Consider the following 17,276-nt stretch of genomic DNA (forward strand, 5'->3'; position numbering starts at 1 on the left):
AAGCCGTTAGCCTTTCACTGCCCCGACCATCAAGCCTTTAACAAAATACTTTTGGACAAAAGGGTAAACCAGAACAATCGGGCCAATCGTAACAACCGTCGTCGCCAGCTGCGTGGACAGCTTCGGAGGAAGCTCCCCGACAAAGCTGTAATTCGCCGATATTTGATTCACGAATTCGATATTGCGGATGACATTGATAATGAGATACTGCAGCGGATACAAGTCCTTATTGGAGATATACAGCATCGCTTCAAACCACTTGTTCCAAAAAGCAAGCGCATAGAACAAGCCGATGGTCGCCATCGCCGGCATCGAAATAGGTAAAATGATGCGAAACAAAATATATAAATCGCTTGCTCCGTCGATTTTGGCGGATTCCTTCAAGGAATCGTCAATGGATGCGAAGAAGTTGCGGAGGAGGAACATATTCCATGGACTAATCAGCGCCGGAATAATAAGCACCCAAATCGTGTCCTTCATCCCCAAATACTTGGAGATCAGTATATATTCGGCCACCAGCCCGCCCTGAAACAGCATCGTAAAATACACATAGAATGCCATGTGATTCCTGTATTTAATGCTTTTGCTGGAGATGACGTAAGCAAGCAGGCTTGTAAAAACCATCGCCAGCAGCGTTCCGACGACCGTGACGAAAATCGTGACGCCATACGCCTTGAAAATCGTCGAGTCCTGCAGCAGCAGCTTGTAGGCAAGCAAGGAAAAGTCTCTTGGCAGCAAGGAATATCCATCCTTCAGCAACGCGCTCTCACTCATGAATGAGCTCGAGATCACCATCACGAAGGGAACCAGGCAGTACATCGAGAACCCGGCCAGGAAGCCATAGAACAACAGGTTCACAAGCCGGTCCGATAACGGGGATTTCATCAATTCGCTTTCTCCTTTCCGCTGACCGCTTCTATAAGAATTAGAAAATGGCGGATTCGCTGTTGAATTTTTTGGCGATCTGGTTAACGGTGACGACGAGAATAAAGCCTACCACGGATTGGAAAAATCCGACCGCTGCCGCCATACTCATATCGCCCAAGTCCGTTAAGGCTCTGTAAACATAGGTGTCAATAACATCTGTCGTCGGATACAGCAGCGGGTTTCTGCCGATGATGGCATAAATCATGCCGAAATCGCCGTAAAAGATTTTTCCGATGCTGAGCAGCAGCAGCAAAATGACCGTTGTTTTGAGCAGCGGCAGCGTGATAAAGGTAATTTTCTGCCATCGGCTGGCGCCGTCGATCGAAGCGGCTTCATAAATATCGGGATTTATTCCCGCAATGGAAGCCAAATACACAATCGAGCCGAAGCCTGCGCTATGCCACACTTTCATCAGCATCAGCAGCCACGGCCAATGCTCCGGAGATTGAAAGAACGCAATCGGCTCCCCGCCCCATGAGACGATCAGCTTGTTCACCATCCCTGTATCGGTGCTGAGCAGCATCGTAATCAGCATCGCGACAACCGTCCAGGAGATGAAATGGGGTAAAATAACGAACGATTGCGCCCCCTTCTTAAACCAGCGGCTGCCGATTTCCGTCAGCATCACGGCAATGGCGATAGAGATCACGGTCCCGCTGAGAATAAAAAGAAAGTTGAGATAAAGCGTGTTCCACACAATAAGAATCCACTCATCCGTTTGAAAAAAATACGCAAAGTTTTTGAAGCCTACAAACTTACTGCCTGTAATCCCTCTCGCAGCCTTAAAGTCCTGGAAGGCAATGATCATGCCGCCCATGGGCAAATAAGAAAACACGAAGAAAAAAAGCAATCCCGGCAGCGCCATTGCATACATGAGCTTGTTCCTGGCAATTTCGTAGATGAAAGCCGCCAGACCGGTTCGTTTTTTTCTGGGGAGCAGCGCTTGCGATTCATTAACTGATATCGAGCGTTCCATCGCTGACCTCCTATGATTCGTCATACTTCACAGCCTCACTATCACAGGATTCCGTGCGATTGCCTAGTCCGAAATTGTTGATTTCCTTTCGATAATCAGCAAATTCAGCCTTTCAAAAAATAACACTTCCTTCAAAACCTGCGAAAACCGGCTGTTATCGTCCTTAGGATGCTTGATCTTTGCGGTAATGATCCGGTGTTTTTCCATACTTTTTCTTGAACAATACGAAGAAGTAGCTTGTATTTTCAAACCCGACCAGCTCTCCGATTCGCTTGGCCGGTTCGCTCGTCCGAACCAGCTGCTCCTCCGCCTTCTGCAAGCGAAGCTCGGTAATATACTGGGATACGGAAATCCCCATTTGTTCTTTAAAAATTTTGCGCACATAGTTCGTGGACAGTCCTACGATCTCAACAAGTATATCGAGATTCAAATTCGGGTCAGTATAGTGCTCGTGAATATAGTCCAGAATCCGTTCCACCGATTTGCGCGTTTTCCCCATAAATTGTTGATCGCGCAGCGACATCGTACGCTCACAGAGCTCGACAAACCGGGCCTCGAATTGCTCCAGCGAATCCGGCTGCCGAAGCTTGTTGCGAAGCGATTCCAGCTCATAGCGGATATCGTCATTAGACAGATCAACCATCGCCGCTGTCGCCCGCTCCGCCACAAGGACCAACTGGTTCAGAGCCAGCATCATCTCATCGAATTTATTCTCCCGGATGCGGTCGATGAATTCCGTGAGGGCTTCACGCCATTTGTCCGCTTCACCGGACTTGACTCCATCCATCATCTGCTTCTCCAGATCCATCGGGTATTCGTATTCACGGAAATCCATGAGCGTCTCGGCTGCGAAAGGGATCAGATCGCCCGTACCGAACGAGAGACGGTACTGGGTCATATGAAGCGCCGGGCTCCAAGAGGTTTTGATCTGCCCGGCTCCATTTACGCTGGGTCCGAGTGCGGCGGTGACGCTTATTTTCAAATATTGCTTTACATAGACGGTGATTTGTCTGAGCATCGATTCCATCTGCTGTCTCGATTCGGCCCCATCGTCTTCGGTACAGATAAGGAGCGCCAAAGTATCGTCGCTGACGTCCACCACCTCGACATGATAGGTCGGGGAGATCACCTCGGCGGCTATATTGCCTGCGCCGTATTTCAATAAGGAAATATCGAGCAGATCGTAACGCCCGAACAACTCCGCATACCCGTCAAGCCGCAGCACACCCGAGGTAAAGGTATCATAAGGGAATTGGATGCCCAGCCCGCTCCATTTGCTTTTATCCTCTTGCTCCCGTCCCCCTGTTCCCTGTAGCAGGGCACGCAAAAACTCCGTTTTTTTCGCCGGAACCGCTTCGGTTTGAAGTCCTCTGATTTTCTCTTCAAGCGCCGAGAAGGAACGGGCCAGCACATCGAGCTCATGAATGGGTTGAGTCCCTGCAACCGAAGGAGCATCGGCAAGGAGCTTGTGAACGAGCCTATAAATCGGGGAGTAGATGGTTTTCGTAAAGAAAAACGCGATGCCCAAAGCAATCGTGGCAAATAAGACCGTGACCCAAATAATAAACGTTTTCAATTGATAAATAGGCGCGAGCAGCCGGTCGTAATCCGCCAAGCCGATGAAGGTCCAGCCCAGCCTATCAGACTTAATATAGGTCGTTAAATACGTTTTGCCATCCAGCTGATTCTCGAAGCTGCCGGATTTGTCTGACGCCGCCATGATCCGTTCCATATCGCTGCGGTCCTTTAAATTTCGGTTTAAAAAATGGCTGTCGTCATGGGAAACGACGGTGCCTTTTTCATTGATAATAAAGGTTTGAATCACCTTTTCCTGCTCCCCGCGGTTCAGCAGCTGCTGGAGCACATTTTGATCCAAATTGACAACCATGGCTGCATCCATCGATCCGTCGGACTTGAGATTGCTATAGACGACGGTAATCAAATTTTTCTCCGTTGTTTTATCGTTGATCTTGAATGTCTCGGTTCTTGGAATAAAATAATCCAGACGGTACGGCTTGTTTTGCTGGAGGATCACGTTCATGCCCCTATCGAAAAACTGCTCCATGGAGCTTGTCGTATTTAACGTGGAAAACACGGTGTTGGCTCTGAAATTGTATACATACAAGGAATACACAAGCGGATTATTGGCAATCAGGTCAGAAAGCTGCTGGTTGATGGCTCCTGTCTCGACCGTATTGAATTGATGTCCATACATGGCGGACAAGATCTTTTCGTTTTTGGAGAAGTGGTTGTAAAAGTTGTTGTACGTAGAGGTCAACAGCAGGTCAGCGGTATAGTACGACTGGTGCACTTTATCTTCAGACGCCTTGGATAAATTACGGCTTACGTCCTCCGACACCCGGTTGATAATAACGACGGAAAGCACGCCAATCAGCACAAAGCCGATGCACACATATGAAAAAATCAAGTTAAACAGCACGTTTTTTCTCTTTAACGCTTCTTTCCAATGATTCATTGCCTAAAGCCCCCTTTTTTGGGCTGCTGTGAACCAACCGCCCGCTTCTGAAAATAGCCATTCCCTGCAGCTGCAACCGCGCAAGAAATGGCTCTTATGATTGATGAATTACATCATGTATTGGATTGTCCTCATTATATGTCACTCCGGCAATCGAGGGATTGCTGAAATTTAAGACATTTATGCGGTTTTTTTAGAAGTTTTTTTGCCAAACCCGCCCAGACGGTCTACCAGCCGATCAAACGAGGCTCTCCCTGAAATTTCATGTCCTCCCGGAAAAATATCGCTGCCGAACCGGTCCGCGGCGTTCAGGGAGGCATAGAGGCTTTGAAGCTCTTGGATAGCGGCTCTTGCATGGGAAACCGGAAAAATCGGGTCCTGCTCCCCTGATTCGACGAATAAGTCCCGGGGGGCAATCAAGCCGATCAGCTCGGGCTGCTCGGTATACAGCAAAAGGCCAGGAATGTAATTGTCAATGCAATGATGCATGCCGAGGATACTCCCCTTGAACGTATTCGTATACCCGCAAAGCACGGTCGCTCGAATCCGTTCGTCCAAGCCGGCGGCGAACGAACTGATAAGGCCACCGCCGGAGAAGCCGAAGGCACCGATTTTGCCGCCATCCACGTCATCGCGTGATTGCAGGTAATCGACGCATCGAAGCGCCTCATAGATCCGCATCCCGGCCAGGGTCCGGCCGTAAGCGAGCAAATGAGAGGCAAGCGTACCGCAGGAGGTCGGACCGCCGCCCTCCGGATTTGCCAGCAATAGCTCGGACTGTCTGCGAGCTCCAAAGCCCATGATTTCGGGGAACGCCACAAGCATCCCCCGTCGCACTAACTCTACGGCGAACCGGTTATGGATCCCCGGATCGTCCATAAAGCTGCCGTCATAAGCCATGCCGACCGCCTCATGCTGCCCAGTCGAATGTCCATGACATGCGACAACGGCCGGCCAGGGTCCGTTTCCCTGCTTCGGAATCAGCACCAGAACGGGAACTGTAACCGACTCCATCGTCGTATACTGAACGCGCTCCAGAACGTAATCCCCATAGTCCCGGCTGTCCAAAAGCTCCGGATTTAATGGACAGCGGACCGCAGGGAATTTCCCCAGAGCTTGAAGCACCTGCTGTCGGAGCGCCTCCCTGTACACCGATAACGCGCGGTCTCCCTTGCTTGCCAGCAAACGCTCCTGCTCCGCTTCCTTATATAAACGGTTAAGAAATGCATCTGTGCTCCAGTTCATCGTCTGCCATCCCCTTCTTTATGCCAAATCCCGGGCTTTAGGCCGAATCCAGATCGCTTGCCCGCCGCTCGGAGCCATGTACGCCTGCAGCCTGGAGCTTGCGTTCACCTCGGTGATCCGCATGGAAACCCCGGTCCGGGAAGCCTTGTTCAGCAGATCGTCGTTATACGTCGTGGCAAGGTAAGCTTTACCCTGCTTCAGAAAGTCGAGCGGCAGGTCCAAATCTCTGGCCAGCTCATTTGTAATCGTCCCGATGAACCACTCTTCACCTTTGCGCCTCGCTATAGCGGCATATTCCCCGATCTGCCCTGTCAGAACGCGCGTCTCGTCCCACACAGTCGGAAGCCGGTCAAAAAACTCCGTTTCCGGCTCCCCTTGAGCATCGGCCGGTTGATCATACCAATATATCGAATGAAGCGGACTATAGGCGATGACCGACATGGCGAGCTGATGGGCATGCGTTGTCTGAATCCGGTCGCTGTAATAGCAAATCGTATAATCCCCGCAGCCGGCCAGAAATCGGGTAAAAGGCAGCGTGGCATTGTGTCTTGCCGTCGGCATATGCTCGTTGCCGCGAATGCCTTCGACCGTCAGCATATTCGGGTACGTCCGCGTGAAGCCTGTAGTCCGATAGGCATCGTGAACATTGACAAGCAGCTGATATTCCGCGCATTTGCGGATGCATTCATGCAGCCATTGAGTCCAGTATTGGGGGCCCGTATTGACAAAACCGAACTTCAAGCCCTTGATTCCCCATTCCTTGAACACGGGAAGAAAACGGTCGATCTGGTGCTCCACAGCCCTTCGGTCAAGGTAAAGGAGGATGGCGATCCCTTTGGCCGCCCCGTATTGAACCAGCTCCTGCACGTCAAGGGTGTGGGTTCTTTCCCCTTCCTTCTTATTGTAGAACCACACTTCATTCACCGGGCGGGTGCAATCGGAGCGGTCATCGAACGGATCACCGTACCATCCCCAATCGAGCATGACATACTGAAGCCCGCGCTCCGCCGCAAAGTCGACACATGCCCTGCCCCCCTCTTGGGATAGAGTCATCTCCCGGATAAGCTTTCCAGGGACAATCCACGAAGTATCCTCCAGGGCGCATGGCTCGTTCAGATTCAGCACGAGGTAATTATGCTCCAGCAAGTCTCCCGGCCGGTCTCCGACCAGAACAACCCTCCATGGCGAGCTAAAAGGCGCCTGCGCTATCACACTTGCTTGGTTCTTCTCCTCAGGCAAATTCTCAGACATCAGACCGTAGCCCTCGAAGCCTGTCAGCAATCCGCTCAGCGTGCTCTCGATGATCCATGGACTTGCGGGATGCACAGAGAAAAGCGTCCTGGAATAATTATCAAGCGCCGCCTCCGTTATCGCTATATAGGTTCCGTCCGGATAGACAACCGTCAAGGGCCTTTCACAATTCGGCTTCAAATCCCTCACGGACACTTTCGCATATTCCCCTTCAGCTCCATGCTCTTCGTAAGCCCAAGAGCCTTCGGGAACATGGAACTGGGAGTGCTCTCCGCTGATCGTGAAACGGCTGAGCGTCTCCTGTTCGGGTACATGGTACCGAAATGCCAGGCCTTCATCGTACAACCGGAACTCGAGGCGCAGCTGTCTTCGGTTTCCGTCCTTTTCCTGCAGGTGAATCGCAAGACGGCTGTAACGGTCGGGGATGACATCCCGCTCCCCGTAAAGCGGCCGCCATTCCTCTGCGTAGGAGTCGCGGTGTACATCCGTCACGGTAAAGCCGTCCAGGAGGGACGGATCTCCATCCAATTGCAAGCCCAGTCTGGAGTCCAGCAGCAAGGGGCGATTTTTATAAGTAACGCTGTACACAGGAATTCCGTGGACTCCTTGTTTTTCCTTTAAGGTGAAGAAGAAGGACAGCAATTTGTTGGGCGATGTCATTGACCATGCTTTCATTGTTAATTCTCCTGTTCTGTTCCATGTCATGAGTTCTTCTCATCGTAGCTTGACTGCGGCCAAACGATAAGAGCCTAAAATTCAAAATCGTTTTAATTTGCCGCTGTGCGCGATATCAAATTGTAAAGAATGTTTTAAAATGTAGCTCACTTCACTTAATGTACAATTTGGCACCCAGTATACCGCAGATAAACGGGGAAAAGTTGCCATTCTATGCGTAAAAATGTTCAAATCTTGCACTCATTTTGTATACTGGATAGAAGACCATTCCACGATGAACAGAGGGATCCTGTTGAACTATCTTTTCGAGCGGGTCGATTTGGGGGACAAGCCGCTGCTGTGGGGAGGATACAAATCCAAGAGCAGCGAGGACTTTGCAGGCTTTTATCATTGGCACCAATGCTGCGAGATTTTATTGATTTCACCTCGATCCTTATCTGATAGAGCAATTGCTGCGTCCCTTTCCGGCCCGGCATACGCTCTTCAGCAAATTATGGAAAGGGCATACGAGGGAACAAGCTATCGATGTAACCCCTGCTGCGGATTATTTGGAGCAGGCTTTCGATGTATACGATCAGGTTTGTCTCCACGGCGGAGGCGTTGCCGATGAGGAAAGGATGATGCTTGTTCTCCAGATCATGCACGGCATTTCGTTTGTGAAGGAACACATATTTCGTACGGAAACGGCGGATGGAAGGACAAGACCTTTAAATTACGCGGAAACCATGATGCAATGGATCGAGGAGCATTACTCGGAGGACATACAGCTGGAGGATATTGCAAACGCGCTTCATTTGTCCAAATTTTATGTGTCCAGGCTGTTTCAGGACGAAACGGGCGGCACTATCAAGCAGTATTTGACCGCAAGACGAATTAAGCAGGCCTGCCGGCTGCTTCAGACCACAGCTCTGCCCGTGGAACAAATAGGCGCGGAGGTGGGCATTCCGAACGCATCCTACTTCATCCGTTTATTTAAAAGAGTCGTCGGAACGACTCCTTTAAAATACAGAAGGAAATGAGACACGAACCGTTCATTTATGAGGCTGCTTTTTGGTATGCGCTAAAAAACAGCCTGCCCGGCCGGGAAAATTAGCGGAGTAGACGGAATCGTTCGGTGGAAGGCAACAGCGATTGGATGAACGATCGTACATGCCGGTTTTTCAAGGTATCCCCTGCAGGGCAGGCTGAGCTTGTCGTGAAACGCGCTCCATATGAATTTAGCAAATGGAATCCGTTAAGAAAAGATGCTTCAACCGCTGCCCAAGCCGCTAGGAATCATCCTACCGATTCCTCCAGCTGCATGAGGTTGTATAGGGCTTGTGCCGTTTCGGCACGTGTCGTCCATGCCTTCGGCCGGAACGTTCCATTGCCGCTGCCGTTCATCAACCCGTTCGATGCGGCGGCAGCCACTGCTTCCTCAGCCCAAGCCGATATTTGGGCTTGATCGGAGAACGAGGATGGCGCGGAAACCGAAGGCTTGTTCAGCTTGGCGTAAGTCATTGCCCGGACGAGCATGACCGCCATTTCCTCCCGGCTGAGCCTTTCGTTCGGAGCGAACTGCCCGTTGTCCCGGCCCTCGATCAGCTTGGCTTCATAAGCTGCGTCAACCGCTGGTGCAAACCAATCGCCCGGCGACACATCATGGAATCGGGCCGGGCTTCCGGCAGGCAATCCTAGCCATCTGCTGACCATTGCCGTAAATTCGGCACGGGTTGTGCCGGATGCCGGGTCAAAGCGCCCATCCTCCGGCCCGCTTGCAATATGACGCGCGGACAGTACGCTTACTGCTTCGTATGCCCAATGACCTTCGGGGACATCATCATATGTCAGGTGATATTCCATCACCGCGTAGGTACCTGCAGGCGCATGCTGAGCCGTAATCACATGTCGCGACGGATCGATGCGTCCCCCCAGATACTCCCATTGATTGGATTGAGGATCCAATCGGTAAAGGCCGAGCAGCCGCTCATGGATGCCAGCGCTCTGATAGGGAACCGTCAAATCCCCAACGGCTGTCCTCTCTCCGAGCGAGGCTTCGGTGCCGTCCGGCGCCACGAGCGATAAGCTGAAGTGCAGCACATCGGATGCTGCTTTCATCGAAACGGTACCGTGCTCGAGCTTCCACGCCGCAAGAGCTTGCCCGGACGAAGCCGAATCAAGCGGCTTCAGCCGGTACAAAAGCCGCGATTGACCGAGAAGCCGGCTGTCCACCCTGCGCATTAACGCTTGAAGCGCAGCCTCGGACGGGATGGAAACTGCAGCCCCCGAAGCGGAGACAAAGCTCAGCTTTCCTTGACCGATAAGCCCTAATATATCCGCAGGCAGCAGCACCTGCTGCGTGCCAGAAGACAACGGCACAACGATTCCATTATCGTTCCTGAGCAGCTTTAATTGTTCCAGAGTGACCGTCACTTGACTTGAGGCCGCGTTCCCGGTCGTTTCGCCAGGCACGGTCACGGGGCCGCTTGTTTGTGGAGCGCCGCTCCCGCCGGCACTGTTTCTTTTGCCTGACAGGGTGTGCAGCTTCACCTCCGTCCCTGCCGACGCATTCCCGGCAGCATCCTTGGCCACGACCTGCAACGTGTATTCCGTATTCGGCTGCAAACCCGTAACCACATAATTTATATTTGCTGTAGACGCTATTTTCGTCGCACCGTTATAAATCTCATAGCCGGCTACGCCTACATTATCCTGCGATGCCGTCCATGCCAGCTCGACGCTCGTCGTAGTCGTATTACGTATCGCCACCACCGGGGCGCTTGGCGCTTCCGTATCCGGCACGGGCTGGGAGCTCCCCACCGTTGCCGTAATGCCAAGAAGGCTTACGCGGTCCACTACGCCTGCATTCCATGCCGCAGCATAGGCATCGCTGACCTGCAGCACCGTATCCTTGCTTGGGTCCAATACTTTAAAGCTTAGCATTGCAAACGGCCGGTTGCTTTCCCCGGCACCCTCACCGATTTGCGTTGCCGCATAGAAGAGCCGGTGGCCGTTCTGCAAATGACTCTCGAAGCCGGTAAGCTGCCCCTGATCGGTGGCATACACCGAGCTGTTCACATCAACGGGCCGTGCCTGGCCCTGGAACAAACCGCCTGGACTTACGGCCTGCAGCTCCAATACGGCAGGGTCATAGTCCAGCCCGGCCTGCACTGCATACAGCGCATTCCCTCCGTTAGCCCACAGGTAAACCTGAAGCTCTTGTTTCCCTCTGCTGGGCAGGGTGAGCTCAGCCGCCGCTCCCGGCAGCCCTACGGTTACGGCGGCCGTCAATTGAACCCCTTCATAGCTCGCCTGAATCGAGGCCGTTCCCATACCGATCCCCGTTACCCGTCCTGCCGGGTCAACTTGAACGACCGAAGGGTTCAATGAGATAAACAGCGTTCCTGCCGTCACATCCTGTTCTTCCCCTTGTGCGTTCAGCAGCTTTACAGCCACTGCATGCGTCAAGCCCGGCTGCAGCACATACGCCTCCGAATCCAAACGCAGCGAGGATACCGACACACTCGCGAAAGTCGATTTTCCTCCGTATACAGCGGTAATGACCGCTGTTCCCGCCCGCTTGCCCGTTATCCACCCCTGCCGATCGATGCTGACAACGGCCGGATCCGACGAAGTATAGGAAGCATACGGTGTAACATCGGTTTGGGATTGATCCGAATAGACTCCCGTTACCACCGTTTGATGCGGGTCTCCGACATGGAGAGCATAAGAAGGGCTATCCAATCGGACAGCAGCAAGGACCGGAGTCACCGATACCGCTGCCGATGCCGCTTTGCCCCCGTACACCGCGGTAATGACTGTGCTTCCCGGCTTGCGGCCTGTGACCAGGCCGTCAGGACTGACCGAAGCAATCGTCGAATCTGCTGACGAATAGGAGGCATAGGAGGTTACATTGCGCGGTCCGTCAGAATATACGGCTGTCACCACAGTTGCATGAACGCCTCCTTTCGGCAGGCTGTAGCTCACTGTATCCAGCTGCAGCGCATTCAAGATTACATTGTCATCCACTCGTACGACGGATGAAGCCGTTTTGCCTGCGTATTGTGCGGTAATGATTGCCTTTCCTGCCATAAGTCCGGTAACGCGTCCCCGCGTGTCCACCTGTGCAACGGCCGGGTCAGAAGAAGCATAGACGGCGCCTCTCGTCATATCATTAGAACTGCCATCACCATACTGGGCCAATACGGATGAAGCATGCGAATGCCCAATACCTAAATGATAATCCCCATCCATTGACAACGAATAAGGCAGCTCAGCAACCTTCAAATCATCGACATAGAGGGTACCGGTCTGATTCGTGCCCAGAGCAAATCGCAGAAACGTAACCCCGCTTGCCGCCGTTCGAAAAGCAAACTGGCTTGCCGCCAGCTGTCCATCAATATAGACATCAAATTTACTTGTTGCGGTATTCAAAACGAGCTGTATATTATACCAGGCTCCTGCGGTGAACGATTGCAGCTTCACATTCGTCCCCCCGTTATAGGCCCGGATAAAGCCGGCATCGAAGGTGACACTGACCGCATTCACGCTGCTGCTGCCGTTATAAATATACGGTGCCGATTTATTGCCGGCCTGTTCATCGCTTTTGGCCCGGTAAGATACGACAACCGCCCCGGATGCATTGAAATTTCTGCGTTCGGCGATCACATTGCCTGCGGTGCCGGTTTTTTCCACCTTTAACTGCATATCACCTGCGGCCATCGGGTCTTGAACGATCTGAACCGTTCCCACACTCGTTCCGGACGAAGCCGTCGTCAAATTCCAATTGGGATCGTTCAAAGCTCCTGCCGGGTCATTGTCAAAAACGTCGTCCACCGGTACGGAGGCGGAGGCCCCGTAAACCGTCGAAGTCCATCCCGCCGCCAGGCATATAACGGAATATAACGATAGCATCACCGCAAGCATAAGCGCCATTTTTTTCTTCCAAAGCATGCTGCTTCGCACCTCCTCATCCTATGGTTTATTCAGATAAACTCCGAGCAAAGATAAATCCACAATATCCACTGCACCATCGCCGTTAAAATCATAGGTATAAGGGAATTGTGCCTTACCCTGACCTACGCTTCGCCCCAAAGCTTCCGTAACACGGATGAAGTCGTCTACCTTACCCGGCTGTCCGTTCAACCTGACGGATTGAGCCGTTTTATCGAGAAACATATCGTTCTCTCCGTCAATGACCAGCTTCATCCCTTCATCTTCAATAACAATCGATTGCAGGACGTCACTGCGGTCCGCGTAGGCTTGAACCGATTGGACCGTAAAGCTACCGTTATCCGTATCCGGCGCATATTTGGCAACGAAGCAGACCCAGTCTCCCTCATGGTAATCCATTGCGGCCGGAGCATCCGTCAGCTGGACCATCACCTGATCGGAATTGGCAAACTGCACAATGGAGCCGTTATTGTCCGACGTTCTCACATTGGTCGGGTCCCATAGCGCTTTGGTATACAAATCATCCATCACCTTGCCGTTCGTCGTAGTGAACCCCGGGCTTAGTGCATTCAGATCCGCGCTCGACAGCCACGTCGGCTTGGCCGTTCCTCCTGCCGGAGCGTTCACCGCCTTCAGGATCGGCCATCCGCTCACTTTGGCGGTACCCATCCGCATCACCGGCGCTGCAGCGTCTCCCGTATCCGCGGTCAAATCGAGCAGCGGACTGCCGTCAGCCGCATAAATTCCGTTGATGCGCACCCTGCCCGGATCGATACTGCCCGGTGTATAAGGAGCGTCGGACACGGACATATACGGCAAGCCGATGAGCTGATTCAGCGATTTGTAGCTTTGCTCCGAGCTGAACCGCACGGCAAGCACATTGTACAGGACCGTTCCGTTCGTCACGTAATATTGGCGCGTCCTATTGGATTTCGTACCGGTAATTCCCGCATCTTTACGCACATCATAATTTGGCGTTGCAAAATTCGTCGTCGTGGATTTCACATCGTCGTACTGCCAACGATCCTCTCCATCCTTGAAATACATGCCCATCACTCTGTCGATCTTCGGACCTGCGGCGGTTCTCGTCCCGGTATCAATCAATTGCTCGGTAAAGTCCGTTCCGGACACCGACAGCGTCAACGGCTGGCGGTTGCCGTTTTTGAAGTAGGCGGACACGCGGCCTTTTCTGAACGTATAATCCTCCTGCTTCTGCTGCTCCGTCTTCACCCAGGCATAGCGGCTTAACGTATGATGCATCGCCACCGGACCGTGTACGGCAATATGCCCGAGGTTCGCCGTGTCCCCGTAGGATGGCGTTGCCGAGGCCAGGCCTTTGATCAAGAAACGGCCCAAATCCGAATTCAGCACCTGTGCCCAGTACGACAAGCCGGAGAAATTCCCCATATTGAAGCTGGAGCCACCCCCTTCATTATGCCGGGAGCCCGCGAAAATCCACCCGTCCGCGCTCAATCGGGAATTGAAATACTCGGCCATTTCCTTGCCATCATCGCGAATGATCTGCTTCAGGCCTTGAAAGCCCGCGTCCTCCTCCGGAATTTCGTTGATGATTTCCGCCAAATCGCTGAGGGATACCCCGGCGTAGCTCACATCAAAGCCTCTCACCTCATAGAAAATGGCCTTGCCGTCGACAACCTCCCTGGCTTTATCCCGAAACGCGATGTCCGGCAAATTGGTTCCTGGTATCCCTTGGGTGTAATACGTATAAATTTGATTTTTCAGCGCCGCATCATCATATAGTACCGCGAGCTGAATACCGCCCAGCAGGGCGACAAGCGCCTGATTCTGAGAGTTTTGCGTGCTGAACTTGGTCACCCGGGTCAGCCAATCCCACATCGAGTAGGCTTTCGCCTTTCCTTCCGACAGCTGCTCCGGCGTAAATAGATCTTGGCCGTAGGTCAAGGCGCTGGCCAAATTGTGCAGCCCGAAGGCCGTCGTCGGATAATCGGCGCCAGTCGTGCTTCCGCTCACAGAATAAGGCATATACGCCGCTCCGCTGTTCGCGACCAGCACCTTATCCGCATTGGCAGGGTTGTCCGCCGTCTGAATCCGGTTGTGCAGATAGAAGTCCATGGCTTTCCTCGCCTGCTTCGCCAGCCGTTCATCACTCTTGCCTGTCAGCTCCCAGACATAAGCGAACAACCCGGCAGCCCCGAAGCCGGCCTCCGTGCTGCTGGCCTGCTGATCCATCCCGATAAATGCGGCATTATCGAATACGACGGTGCCTGCCGCATGGTCCAGCATAAGATCGACATTCAGGGAATACACCGGATACGGCGTATCGAAAACTCCGCTAATCTCTCCCCAGCTTCCTCCCGTAGCGCCCCCGTACATGATGTGACTGCCCAGAATGACGTTGTTCTTGTCCTTAAAAGTAATTTTGGCGGCAACCCCCCTGCCATCGCCTGCTGCCGACGTGAAGCCCGGCAAAGTTTTATACTTCACGGAAAACATACGGTAGTCTCCGCCAAACTGCCGGGTCCCATTGGAGGAAGCTGACACCGGCATGCTCAGCGACGCCTGGGTATCCGTAGAGCTGGAGGTAATCCGGCCTCCGTTTCCCGCTACCCCCGGTTCACCCGAAGGAACGATTACGGCATTCGGTCCTTCCCACTGCTTGCCGCCCCAGACAGGCGTAGCCGCATCAAAGCTCGCGTTTGGAATGGCGGCAGTTCCTTTATTGGAAACCTGCACACCCGCAGTACCGGAAGCCGTCGAGATTGACGTATCCACCCGCATGAGCCGGATGCCGTCCCAGTAAACTGTCCCTTTCGCTCCATCCACTCCGGCTTCAACGACAATCTGATTCGGCTGAACGGAAGGTACCGTTACCAAGCCGCGAATTTCGGTCCAATCGTCCGTCCCGCCCTCCGGCTTGAACATATACGGTGCTGCCAGATCGGCGCCGTTCGCATCCTTGAACGATATGCGGGCAAATACGCCTTGCCCCGAAGGAGAAACGGCAAGCTCTTCCGTCTTCACGTAAGCGCTCAATATCATCAGGCTGTCGGGCTTTAGCACGACGGAAGCCGGCGCGGTATAGTCCACGAGCACATCCAGCGGATTGGACAAGGTCTGCCTGATCGTGCCGGCGCCCTCTGTTAGCGCTTCCATTTTTATCATATGAGAGCCTTCGAACGAGCTTTGCAAATCGTTTACCCAGCTGAATGCGGGCGTGCCCTCCGGGGTCCAGCTGTCCGGCATACTCGCCGAGCCGGTCTCGAAGCCCGGATTGGAAACGACGTTCCCTGTCACAAGACTGTTGGTGCTTGCGTTCACCGTGACCTTCTGCGGAAAATTATCGATTCGCCCGTCCGGCTGCTGGTTCGCCAGGAGGTTCGTTGTAAAAAACTGCAGCTGCTTCTCCACAGCCGCAGCATCCGGAAACATCCGGTCTACACGGTCCAGAAATAAATTAGCGTCGGGAGTTATGGAGCTTATGGAGCTTATGGGGCTTATAGCAGCCTCAGCCCCCCACGATATACTGGGCAGTGAGGAGACTGTCAGGAGCAATGCCATGACCGTCGAGCCTATCTGTGTCCATTTCATCGAAATGGCCTCCTTTATTATGGGATATGCTGACATTGGAACGGTGACGACAGGCGTCAGGCAGGGCGGAAACGGGAAAAGCGCCGGTCGTCTGCTTCCTCGCCTGCCGCCACTGTACCCAACAAGCTTTTACTATGGCTTCACTTCTTCGATCAGCTCGCTGATCAGCATCAGTGCCAGCGCCTGACCGTAAGGCGTGGGCGTGATTTTCACTTCGTTATATGCTTCCACCGTCGGCATAACCGGGGTTCCGCCGGATACACCGTGCACGGCTCCGTACACATCGACGTGGATCATCACCGCATCCACCGCCTTGAGCGCGGCTTTGCGAAGCTCCTGCTGCAGCGCGGCATCGTCGATGATCCCCGTGTGCAGCGCAGCCAAGAAGCCATAGGCGATCCCTGCCGTCGCCGATGTTTCCAGATAGAAATCAGGCCGGTCCAGTACAGTGTGCCACATGCCGTTCGCTGTCTGGAGCCGGGCTAGTCCCTGCACCAGCGCCGTGTAGCGCTGATATACCTCCGCGGGTATATCTGCCAAATGCTTCACACTGGCAATGATCTCCGGCACGCCGAAGGCGACCCAAGCATTCGCACGCCCCCAGCGGGCAGCTGACATATGGCTGCGCGCGATACCGTCGAAGCCGTGGAACAATACGCCTGTCGCGTCATCCTGCAGCAGCTGCAGGTGAACGGCGACCTGCTTCACGGCTTCCTTCGCCATCGCTGCATCCCCGGTCAGCGAAGCAAGCCGCGCGAGGAACAGGGCGCCGACGACAAGCGTGTCGGCCCACAGCTGCTCCGGGAAGTCGACGCCTTCGGTCACTGTATGCTCGAAGCCGCCCTCCTGCGTTCGCGGCGCCTCGCGCATCAGCCACTCGCCGTGCTCTTGCACAAGCGGCAGCCAAGCGGCTGCAGCTCCCGGCTCCGCACGCAGAAGCTCGGTCAGCGCAGCGAACGGCGCCGTTGAATTGATGACGCGCTGCTTGGCGGCCTTCTGGCGGTTATCCCGCATCCAGCGCCACACATAGTCCCGCACCGCTGACGAGCCGGACGCCTCGCCGTATTTGACAGCGGCGATCAAGCCGACGCCCGGCTTCCAATCCCAGTTATTCATGTTTCGCTGCCAATCGTTCTCCGGTGCCGTCACCATGTATTCATATACCTGCTCCGCTTTACTCAGCAGCTTTTCCCGGTTCATTCTTTCATTCCCCCTCCTGCAGCT

General features: G+C 53.6%; 9 protein-coding genes. 1 reads left to right on the forward strand and 8 read right to left on the reverse strand.

What is annotated here, in order from left to right:
- Nucleotides 1-6: 6 nt before the first annotated feature.
- From CF651_RS15385 to CF651_RS15405, 5 genes are all read right to left on the reverse strand, one after another.
- Entirely contained in the window at nt 7-885 is an 879-nt protein-coding gene (locus tag CF651_RS15385) for a carbohydrate ABC transporter permease (protein WP_179232828.1), read from the reverse strand.
- A 40-nt stretch (nt 886-925) separates the two neighbouring features.
- Nucleotides 926-1,903, reverse strand: a complete 978-nt coding sequence (locus CF651_RS15390; RefSeq protein ID WP_094015756.1) for an ABC transporter permease — start codon at nt 1,901-1,903, stop codon at nt 926-928.
- Nucleotides 1,904-2,066: 163 nt separating this feature from the next.
- Nucleotides 2,067-4,379 carry a helix-turn-helix domain-containing protein gene (locus tag CF651_RS15395; protein WP_094015757.1) on the reverse strand — a complete coding sequence of 771 codons (2,313 nt, stop codon included), beginning with the start codon at nt 4,377-4,379 and terminating at the stop codon, nt 2,067-2,069.
- Nucleotides 4,380-4,559: 180 nt separating this feature from the next.
- A complete protein-coding gene (locus CF651_RS15400) occupies nt 4,560-5,624 on the reverse strand; it encodes an alpha/beta hydrolase family protein (RefSeq protein ID WP_094015758.1) in 1,065 nt (354 codons plus the stop codon).
- 18 nt (nt 5,625-5,642) lie between these two features.
- The gene (locus CF651_RS15405) at nt 5,643-7,550 is read right to left on the reverse strand and encodes a glycoside hydrolase family 97 protein (RefSeq protein WP_179232829.1); all 1,908 of its coding nucleotides are present in this window, start codon (nt 7,548-7,550) and stop codon (nt 5,643-5,645) included.
- A gap of 449 nt (nt 7,551-7,999) precedes the next feature.
- On the opposite strand from CF651_RS15405, the gene CF651_RS15410 reads away from it, so the two are divergent.
- Complete coding sequence (locus CF651_RS15410) at nt 8,000-8,569, forward strand: AraC family transcriptional regulator (RefSeq protein ID WP_094015760.1); 570 nt, start codon at nt 8,000-8,002, stop codon at nt 8,567-8,569.
- Between the two features lie 256 nt (nt 8,570-8,825).
- Here CF651_RS15410 and CF651_RS15415 read toward each other — a convergent pair whose 3' ends face one another.
- The 3 genes from CF651_RS15415 to CF651_RS15425 all read right to left on the reverse strand — a co-directional run bounded on the left by CF651_RS15415 (nt 8,826) and on the right by CF651_RS15425 (nt 17,252).
- On the reverse strand, nt 8,826-12,482 hold the full coding sequence (locus tag CF651_RS15415) for an S-layer homology domain-containing protein (RefSeq protein ID WP_094015761.1): 3,657 nt from the start codon (nt 12,480-12,482) through the stop codon (nt 8,826-8,828).
- Nucleotides 12,483-12,503: 21 nt separating this feature from the next.
- A complete protein-coding gene (locus tag CF651_RS15420; protein ID WP_094015762.1) occupies nt 12,504-16,052 on the reverse strand; it encodes a hypothetical protein in 3,549 nt (1,182 codons plus the stop codon).
- A 132-nt stretch (nt 16,053-16,184) separates the two neighbouring features.
- Nucleotides 16,185-17,252: a glycoside hydrolase family 88/105 protein gene (locus CF651_RS15425; protein ID WP_179232830.1), complete on the reverse strand. Its 1,068-nt coding sequence runs from the start codon at nt 17,250-17,252 to the stop codon at nt 16,185-16,187.
- Nucleotides 17,253-17,276 lie beyond the last annotated feature (24 nt).

The sequence above is a fragment of the Paenibacillus rigui genome, assembly GCF_002234615.1.
Taxonomy (GTDB): domain Bacteria; phylum Bacillota; class Bacilli; order Paenibacillales; family NBRC-103111; genus Paenibacillus_S; species Paenibacillus_S rigui.

What these genes read in the sequence shown, in the direction of transcription:
- CF651_RS15385 (WP_179232828.1), bottom strand. Translation starts at nt 885, where the DNA reads ATGAAATCCCCGTTATCGGACCGGCTTGTGAACCTGTTGTTCTATGGC.
- CF651_RS15390 (WP_094015756.1), bottom strand. Translation starts at nt 1,903, where the DNA reads ATGGAACGCTCGATATCAGTTAATGAATCGCAAGCGCTGCTCCCCAGA.
- CF651_RS15395 (WP_094015757.1), bottom strand. Translation starts at nt 4,379, where the DNA reads ATGAATCATTGGAAAGAAGCGTTAAAGAGAAAAAACGTGCTGTTTAAC.
- CF651_RS15400 (WP_094015758.1), bottom strand. Translation starts at nt 5,624, where the DNA reads ATGAACTGGAGCACAGATGCATTTCTTAACCGTTTATATAAGGAAGCG.
- CF651_RS15405 (WP_179232829.1), bottom strand. Translation starts at nt 7,550, where the DNA reads ATGAAAGCATGGTCAATGACATCGCCCAACAAATTGCTGTCCTTCTTC.
- CF651_RS15415 (WP_094015761.1), bottom strand. Translation starts at nt 12,482, where the DNA reads ATGCTTTGGAAGAAAAAAATGGCGCTTATGCTTGCGGTGATGCTATCG.
- CF651_RS15420 (WP_094015762.1), bottom strand. Translation starts at nt 16,052, where the DNA reads ATGAAATGGACACAGATAGGCTCGACGGTCATGGCATTGCTCCTGACA.
- CF651_RS15425 (WP_179232830.1), bottom strand. Translation starts at nt 17,252, where the DNA reads ATGAACCGGGAAAAGCTGCTGAGTAAAGCGGAGCAGGTATATGAATAC.